1 protein-coding gene and 1 pseudogene are annotated in these 417 nt (G+C 40.8%); one reads left to right on the forward strand and one right to left on the reverse strand.

Annotated elements, in window-relative coordinates:
- Positions 1 to 182, forward strand: a 182-nt coding sequence (locus B4H32_RS10865; protein ID WP_286803048.1) for a DUF2238 domain-containing protein, incomplete at its 5' end; no start/stop codon positions are given.
- Between the two features lie 25 nt (positions 183 to 207).
- Here the strand turns inward: B4H32_RS10865 and B4H32_RS10870 are convergent.
- Positions 208 to 417, reverse strand: a pseudogene (locus B4H32_RS10870) (MFS transporter); the annotation flags it as partial.

Consider the following 417-nt stretch of genomic DNA (forward strand, 5'->3'; position numbering starts at 1 on the left):
TTGAGCTGATTGAATGGGCTGCTGCTTTAGTAATGGGGCAAGGGGCGGAGGAGTTTTTAGGAACTCAGGGATATGAATGGGATACCCAGTCTGATATGTTCTTTGCCTTAATTGGAGTAATAACTGCCTTGCTATTGCTGTCCAAATGGCATGACCGACAAATTGCAAAGCTGATGAATTGATCTTAATCAATGAATAAATCTGCCGTTAAGACACGGCAGATTGATTTTTTTGAGTGTATTTAGCATAAGCCAGTGCAATTAATAAAATTGCTAGTCCCCCTAAACTTAGCACAAACCCAACCCAGATCGGTGCTAACCAACCCATATTATGGCTAAGTACCCACCCTCCAAGAAATGTACCTAAGGCATTGGCTAAATTAAATGCAGAATGATTTAATGATGCCGCTAATGTTTG

The organism is Acinetobacter sp. UBA2063, from assembly GCF_002333245.1.
Lineage (GTDB): Bacteria > Pseudomonadota > Gammaproteobacteria > Pseudomonadales > Moraxellaceae > Acinetobacter > Acinetobacter parvus.